The organism is Hydrocoleum sp. CS-953, assembly GCF_002260545.1.
Lineage (GTDB): Bacteria > Cyanobacteriota > Cyanobacteriia > Cyanobacteriales > Microcoleaceae > Trichodesmium.
The window spans coordinates 1-7,261 of sequence record NZ_LGSU01001142.1 but is presented as its reverse complement, the minus strand read 5'-3'; the positions used below and the strand labels follow the sequence as shown (position 1 = coordinate 7,261).

The 7,261-nt window shown below is 36.8% G+C and carries 7 protein-coding genes and 1 tRNA gene; 3 read left to right on the top strand and 5 right to left on the bottom strand.

Going from position 1 to position 7,261, the window contains the following annotated elements; genetic code table 11:
- Nucleotides 1-89: 89 nt before the first annotated feature.
- The 3 genes from AFK68_RS18000 to AFK68_RS17990 form a co-directional block, all read right to left on the bottom strand.
- Nucleotides 90-923: an inositol monophosphatase family protein gene (locus tag AFK68_RS18000; RefSeq protein WP_094673955.1), complete on the bottom strand. Its 834-nt coding sequence runs from the start codon at nucleotides 921-923 to the stop codon at nucleotides 90-92.
- Nucleotides 924-1,272: 349 nt separating this feature from the next.
- A complete protein-coding gene (locus AFK68_RS17995) occupies nucleotides 1,273-1,761 on the bottom strand; it encodes a thermonuclease family protein (RefSeq protein ID WP_246844259.1) in 489 nt (162 codons plus the stop codon).
- A gap of 16 nt (nucleotides 1,762-1,777) precedes the next feature.
- The gene (locus AFK68_RS17990; RefSeq protein WP_094673954.1) at nucleotides 1,778-2,146 is read right to left on the bottom strand and encodes a 2Fe-2S iron-sulfur cluster-binding protein; all 369 of its coding nucleotides are present in this window, start codon (nucleotides 2,144-2,146) and stop codon (nucleotides 1,778-1,780) included.
- A gap of 306 nt (nucleotides 2,147-2,452) precedes the next feature.
- On the opposite strand from AFK68_RS17990, the gene AFK68_RS17985 reads away from it, so the two are divergent.
- Nucleotides 2,453-2,539 (top strand) — tRNA-Ser (locus AFK68_RS17985).
- Between the two features lie 657 nt (nucleotides 2,540-3,196).
- On the opposite strand, the gene AFK68_RS17980 is transcribed toward AFK68_RS17985, so the two are convergent.
- Both AFK68_RS17980 and AFK68_RS17975 read right to left on the bottom strand, forming a co-directional pair.
- Nucleotides 3,197-3,619, bottom strand: a complete 423-nt coding sequence (locus AFK68_RS17980; protein WP_094673953.1) for a DUF4359 domain-containing protein — start codon at nucleotides 3,617-3,619, stop codon at nucleotides 3,197-3,199.
- 635 nt (nucleotides 3,620-4,254) lie between these two features.
- A complete protein-coding gene (locus AFK68_RS17975; RefSeq protein WP_094673952.1) occupies nucleotides 4,255-5,214 on the bottom strand; it encodes a M48 family metallopeptidase in 960 nt (319 codons plus the stop codon).
- 119 nt (nucleotides 5,215-5,333) lie between these two features.
- On the opposite strand from AFK68_RS17975, the gene AFK68_RS17970 reads away from it, so the two are divergent.
- Complete coding sequence (locus tag AFK68_RS17970; protein ID WP_094673951.1) at nucleotides 5,334-5,711, top strand: hypothetical protein; 378 nt, start codon at nucleotides 5,334-5,336, stop codon at nucleotides 5,709-5,711.
- Nucleotides 5,712-6,494: 783 nt separating this feature from the next.
- On the top strand, nucleotides 6,495-7,103 hold the full coding sequence (locus tag AFK68_RS17965; protein WP_094673950.1) for a pyridoxamine 5'-phosphate oxidase family protein: 609 nt from the start codon (nucleotides 6,495-6,497) through the stop codon (nucleotides 7,101-7,103).
- The last annotated feature ends 158 nt before the right edge of the window (nucleotides 7,104-7,261 follow it).

Below are 7,261 nucleotides of genomic sequence, written 5' to 3'. Positions count from 1 at the left end.
TATCTAAATAATAAAAAATAAAATCAATTATTTCCTCCTGTTCCCTACTCCCTACTCCCTACTCCCTACTCCCTCATTTTTAGAGAGGTCTAATTTAATCTATCAGTAGTATCCCAATAAGCTAGAGGTGGAATTTCAATCAAAGCTTTACTCATCAAATCGTGAATTTTACCATTAGTAGCCAAAATTTTCCCCGACTTGAAATCAAAAGGACTACCATTATAAGCCGTAACTTTACCTCCTGCTTCCTCCAAGATGACTATACCAGCAGCCACATCCCAAGGAGACAAATTTCTTTCCCAATAACCATCTGCACAACCACAAGCAATGAAAGACAAATCCAGAGCAGCAGAACCCGAACGTCTTACTCCTTGAGCTAAATGACACATTTGACAAAATTCCTTATAGTTATTATCCGTTGTTTCCCGACGGTCATAGGCAAAACCTGTAATAACTAAACTTTTTTCTAACGTAGTAGTTTGAGAAACAGAAATTGGCTCACGGTTTCGAGTTGCTCCCAACCCTTTAGCAGCACGAAACAATTCATCCAAAATTGGATTAAATACCACTCCCACCTGTGGCAGTCCATCAATTAGTAATCCCACTGAAATAGCTGAAAAAGGATATTGGTGAGTAAAATTAGTAGTACCATCCAAAGGGTCTATTGCCCACAAATATCTACTGGTTATATCTCCCAATTCTCCCGACTCCTCAGCAAGAATAGCGTGGTCTGGCAAATGTCGCTGTAATACTTTGACAATTGCCTCTTCTGCTGCTTTGTCCGCTTCAGTTACCAAATTTCCTGGATTACCTTTTTCTTGAATATCTTTGAGATTACCCCAATAAGACATTAACTCCGCACCACCAGCAAGAGCAGCTTCAGTGGCAATATCTAGGAAAACTTTTAATTCTTCTATACTCATAAAAAATAAAAAATAATTAACTTGATTGACGGCATTATTTTAGAGAGTGTGGGGGGTGTGGGAGGTATGGGAGGTCTGGGGGGAAAGAGTAAAGAGTATCGGAGTTATGGAGGAAAAGTTAGTTTTCATTAATGCACCTTGCATATCTTCGAGACCCTCTACTTCTGACTAATTGATAATTAATAATTATGTTTGCGTGCCACAAAGCTTTTCTGGGGAATGCTGCACATTCATGTCAGCTCTTAGCCAAAACGCTTTTTCGTATAGGGAATGCTCCGCAAACATGTCGCTCCGCGAAACAAAAATAATTATCCATTATCCATTGTCCATTATCAATTAATGAAACTCCCTATTCTCTATTTGAGCGAAATTGTCCAGGAGTTTGACGCATTGGTTGGTCTGGGTTCCAAATACCTAACCCCATCAATCTAGCTCTTTCTTGGGCATTAGTCAGACGTTCCATATACTTAGTATTAGGAAAATATGGCTCTGCTAGAGCTAAACCTTCTTTTACCATATATTCATTGATTAGTTTCCCTCTAAGCCAAACATGAGCTAGTAAGCGATCAAATCTATCTTTTTCCTGGACATCAAACTCCAATAATACTTCTTGCCCCAAAGTTAATTTTTCTAGTTCAATTCTTGCTTCTTGTCCCCAAGGTTTTTGTCTAATATCAGGCGCTTGAATGCCAATCAAGCGAATGGGTTCTAATAAGGGTACAGCAGCAGAACGGTCAGCTATTTCTAGAGTTTGTCCACTAACAACTCTTTCTACTCTAGTAACTTTGCCTGAAGGTCGGTTTAGATTTTGACAACTAGCCAACAATATACAGGCCATAAGTAGATAAATTATTTTAGTCCTCATCCAATGGCAGTCCAACTTTTACCTTTCCTTTGCCAAAGTAGCGGCCAAATTGGAGTTCATACACTTCATCTTCATCCTGTGTTTCTACAAATAGGTCAGAACGGGCATAACTGACACAAAGAAGAGCATAACCCTGTTTTTGCAGTTCTAGGGATAGCCCCATTGCTTCAGGTTGATAGATTTCCCCAGATATAACTCTGACTGCACAAGTAGTACAAGCACCATTACGGCAGGAAAATGGTAATTCGACTCCTTGGTTCTCAGCACTGTGTAGAATGTAGCGGTCATCAGGAACCTGGACTTTATAATGGGTATTATTTTGGCGATCGTGTATATTAATCTGGTGATAAGAGGCCATTTCAGTTATCAGTTATCAGTTAACAGTACCTCCGGCTTCAGCTAGAGGAATTTTCTTTATTGCCTTAAAAGGGCAGATGATTGACCTTATTTATTGGTCAGTGTTTAGATTTTTAGGTTATCTATCACGATTTAGATATTAGCTTTTGATGACTAGACCAAAACGTGGCTTATACTTAATCTTATGTTATTGAGGCCCAAAACCCAATAATAAATTTTTTTGTCTGAGGGGGTTGCCAAATTTAGATTAGTTCTGCTAACATAGTTGAATTGTGAGCAAATTTTAAATTAAATAATTTTGCTTCCTGGAGAGGTGGCCGAGTGGTTTAAGGCGCAGCACTGGAAATGCTGTTATGGGGTAACTCATACGGGGGTTCGAATCCCCCCCTCTCCGTTTTTAGCGTTGAATACTATCAGGACTTACTCATAACCGCCATATCTATATCTAGTAGGGGCGATTTCCTACGGAATGCTCCTAATTACGCGTTTACGTTTGCAGAGCATTCCGAAGGAAAGTATTCCGGAACGGAAATCGCCCCTANGGCGATTTCCTACGGAATGCTCCTAATTACGCGTTTACGTTTGCAGAGCATTCCGAAGGAAAGTATTCCGGAACGGAAATCGCCCCTACAGATGGTGTATAACTTGAAATTTTGCGTAACTCCTGAATATTAAAAAAAAATATTGAACATTTAGAGAAAGTTAAATCGCCTTTTCAATATTTATATAAAAACTTCTTAGAATCTAAAAAATAATGTAGGAATGTTCCATCACACATCCCTACATTATTTGCTTAATTATCATTAATTTTAATTAGGGCTTGCTGATTAATTCTCAAAGGATTAACAGATAAAAAGTTTGGCTTTTCTAGGTCGAAAAAAGTACCTGCTTTTTAGAGCGAAAATCTGAAAAAGTGAGTATTTTAGGCGCATAGTTGGGCAGAAAAATCAAGGGATAATTCTGACTCCTACCTCCTCTAAATTCCCTGTGACTCCTGACTCCTGACTCCTGACTCCTACCACTACTAAAATACTTTTTCAGCAAACCCTAATTAACTTTTATCAATTTTCTGTGGTGGAAACGTGAGAAAATTTCCTACTGCACCAATAGTCTGATATCTATTACCCTGAAACTCAGTTGTATAAAAACTAAATAAGATTAAATTTTGACGTCTGGTGGCATTATCCATTAATTCTTTAATTGTAGTTCTTTGACTCTTAATTAGCTTTTCACAACTTTTAACTAAATCACCTGTAAAATCACTCAAAAAGTCTGGTACTTTAGATTCTTTACAAACAGATTCCCTAATCTCAGTTGCCAGTTTATTAGAAGCATAATTAACATATTCATCTCTAGGAGGATTAGTAAATCCCATTATTGTAGCTCCTACTGTTAGAGCGATAACTCCTGCTTTGCTCAGACCCCAAAATAGAGGTGGTTTGTTGTAGCCGTTGGATTTTTTATCTTGTAACATAGTTAGAAATTCCTGATTATTTTGTATAGTTTGAATAAAGAAAATGATAGGTGGGTTTTCTTTCGTAAGGTAAGCATTTCCTGCGGAATGCTATGCAAACAGCAATAATATCTAAACCTTAAGGACTTGCTATAAATGAATATAGCCTTTAAAGTCGGCTTTTATAGTAATATTCAATTTACTTCAATTAATAAAGCTTTTATTTCAATAATTGATAATTGATAATTGATAATTGATAATTGATAATTGATAATTACCTCTCCCTAAAAACGGATAGGATTGAATAAAAGGAAAATAAATTCATTGTTTCTCCTTGAAAGTAGAGGCTTTAAACCTTTATTTTTCGGTAAAACTCAAATAAATAGCTGTTTCGCGGAGCGACATGTTTGCGGAGCATTCCCTATACGAAAAAGCGCAGCTCCTCAGAAGAAGGCAAGAGGCTAGCTAATAGCTAACTGCTGAATGTTTACTTCGTAAGTAAAGAAAATATTAATACATTTCTACAGTAGTTATATTTTTAACTACATCTTGCTGAAGGTTACTTTCCGGAAAAAATCTAAGAGTGGGGTAATATTAAGCTGAGATACTTTTCCTAATACTCCCAAATCTATACAAAAAACCAGGTCTAGAAAAGTTTATTTTGATTTTATCCGATTAATTTCCTGTTGTAACTCCTGAATTTCACGACGCAAAACTTCTGCTTCATTTTCTGGAGACTCTACTTCCACCTCAACAGCACCCTCCGCAGTAGCACGTTTATAATTACCAGCATGAATTTGACGATATTCCTCAGAACTTGCCCAATTTTGCAAATAGCGCACTCGCTCCACTGGGAAAGGATGACTCAACATTACACCCTGACCACCATTGTAAAGCAAAAACTTATAAACTTGATTCAGTCCATCTTGGTCTAGGTCTTGATAATTATCGGACTGACGAATAAATTCTTGTAAACTACACTCGTTGAGATACTTGCTACTCACTCCAGCCAACTTCATCATAGTTTCCATAACTAAATTTAGGTCATCCATGACTAAAAGAGCTGCCCGATCTGCCGATAATTCAGCTTTGCGTCGCCATTCGTAGAAAGCATAAATTAATCCGCTGCTGACTAAATTACCTAAACCAAATGTTACTTCTCCAATGGCTGAAGCAACACCCATTGCCCAAATTGCCATCTGATTTAAGATGGGATGGCCACACTTAATATGTCCTAATTCGTGAGCTAGTACAGTTTTTAATTCTGCCTCATTTAATAAGTCTAAAAGACCAGTATTTAAAACAATTAAAGGTTGCTCTTTTCCCAAAGAATAACTATTTACTTGGGGATTTTGAGAAACAAATAAGGTAGGTTCAGGTAGTATATCTAAGTCTCTAACACATCCTCGAAATATCTGATAAATACTGGCATATTGACGAGGCCCAACTTGAATTCCATTCCCCATTAAATAAACATATTGTGGGCGTTCATAAACAAATTCTACGAATTTACTGGCAACTAAGTCAAATCCAGGCACACTGCGTAAAGCATCTTCAGCTTGACGATCTAGGGGATGACGAAAAGCTTCACTAGAAATTCCGGTATAGGTAGGCATGATTAAAATTTGATAATTTAGTCAGAATAAGCCAGTTTTGATTCTGGCATTTAAAGGTTTATATTTATTATGTTGACAGATAAGACAAAGCAATTGCAATTTGAGGTTCAGATTGAAATATGGATTACCTAAAAAATCATGATTCTTTGGATCGTTCTTTAGAAAAAGCTTTGACAAATCAACTTATAGATAGATATTTTGACTATACAGAAAGTTGGCTGAGGGCTATTCTACGGAAGTGTATTTTTTCTCTTACCTATCTGGATGGAGAAACTGTTTTTGTGATTGAATGTCCAAATCTGGCTGTTGCTAAACGATTAAGTCGTAAGACTTATCCTTTTTTATGTTTTGCAGAGCATTTTTCTGACTCTAATAGTGACAGGGTTTTAATATGTTATTTGGATAAAAATGAGAATTGGCAGTGTTATGATTCTGGTAAAAGGGTGTGGATGTCGTTGCTTAATTTTGTTTCTTCTTCTGCTCAAACTGATGGTTAATTTAGAGAGCTGATAAATTTTATCTGGGTGTAGATAATTGGGTATTTTTAGTTATCTGTATCTTAGTCTGAAGTTGGAAGCTTGAAATAGGGAATTTTCTTTTTTATTGTCTTCAAAGGGGAGGTTTGAAGTCTTATTTATTAGTCAAAGGAATGAAAGTTTGTTTATACTACTATAGCAATCCTCCGCATATTCGTGGCAAAAATCTTACTGCTTTTTAGGGAAAAATTAACTGGGAACAGGGAACAGGTGAGAGTTTCAACTTTTTTATTTACTTTTTAATTACCCGCAACCTATGCGCGGATTGCTATATCATTTGTTAGATGGAAATTTTTTTAGAGTGTTTCAGATAAATAGATATCTCTAGAAAAGAGGGAGTAGGGAGTAGGGAGTAGGGAGAAATAATTGACGGTTTATGCTCGATAATTGATTTGATTTTTGATTTTTGGAGATTTCTAATAGTATTTACCGAAAAACCAGGGTTTAAAGTCTATCCTTTAAAGGATAAAAAAGCGGTTGTTTGCGGAGCATTCCGTTAGGATGGGATGGCGTTTCGCTTCGCGACATGAAACGCGGCTCTGCAAGAGCGGGTCTCCTGCTCTTAACAGAGCCACTCCGTTAACGCCATATCCAATCAACCAAGACAAGAAAAAAATTTCCCTTTTAAGCAATACTCTTCTTGAAAAGAAGAGGTAATTATTAATTATTGAATTGCTCACTTAAATTTTTAAAGAATATCACTACTTGTACACCACTACCAAATATTTTAACTAGGAAAAACTTATGGCTCGCAAATTTGCTGAAATCGCATTTACACCTGCGGTCAAAGAACTTCAGGAACGTTACGGTTCGCGCCAAATGTATGAACGGTTTGCCGAGACTGGAGCAACTAACGACACTATTACACTAGAAATAGCGGAGTTCATAGAGCAACGTAATAGTTTTTATCTGGGAACGGTGAATTCTAATAATTGGCCATATATTCAATTCCGGGGTGGGTCTCGTGGTTTCTTGAAAGTATTGGATGAGAAGACTCTAGGTTTTGCTGATTTTGCCGGGAACTGTCAATACATCAGTATTGGAAATTTATCTGAGAATGACAGAGTATTCTTGTTTTTGATGGATTATGCTAACCGTCGTCGTTTGAAAATTTGGGGACGTGCAAAGGTTGTTTATGATGACCAGGAATTAATGCAGCAGTTGAGTATACCTGGATATAATGCTAAGGTTGAGCGTGTATTTATTATTACTGTGGAAGCTTGGGATAGAAATTGTCCGCAGCATATTCCGATATGTTATTCTGAGACTGAAGTAGCGGAAATGATGGCACCATTACAAGCACGCATTAAGGAATTGGAGGCACAGTTGAATTTAGGTAAATCTGTTGAGTAGAATAGATATCTGGTGAAAAAGATATAGACTTTTTGCATCTATGTAGAGAACAGGGAATGTATTTTTACGAAAAAGATACCAAAAATGATTTTGTTACTGAATTTTACAACTCTAGCTGATCTTAAACAGGACTTACGCAAAGGTACTATGTATAGAGT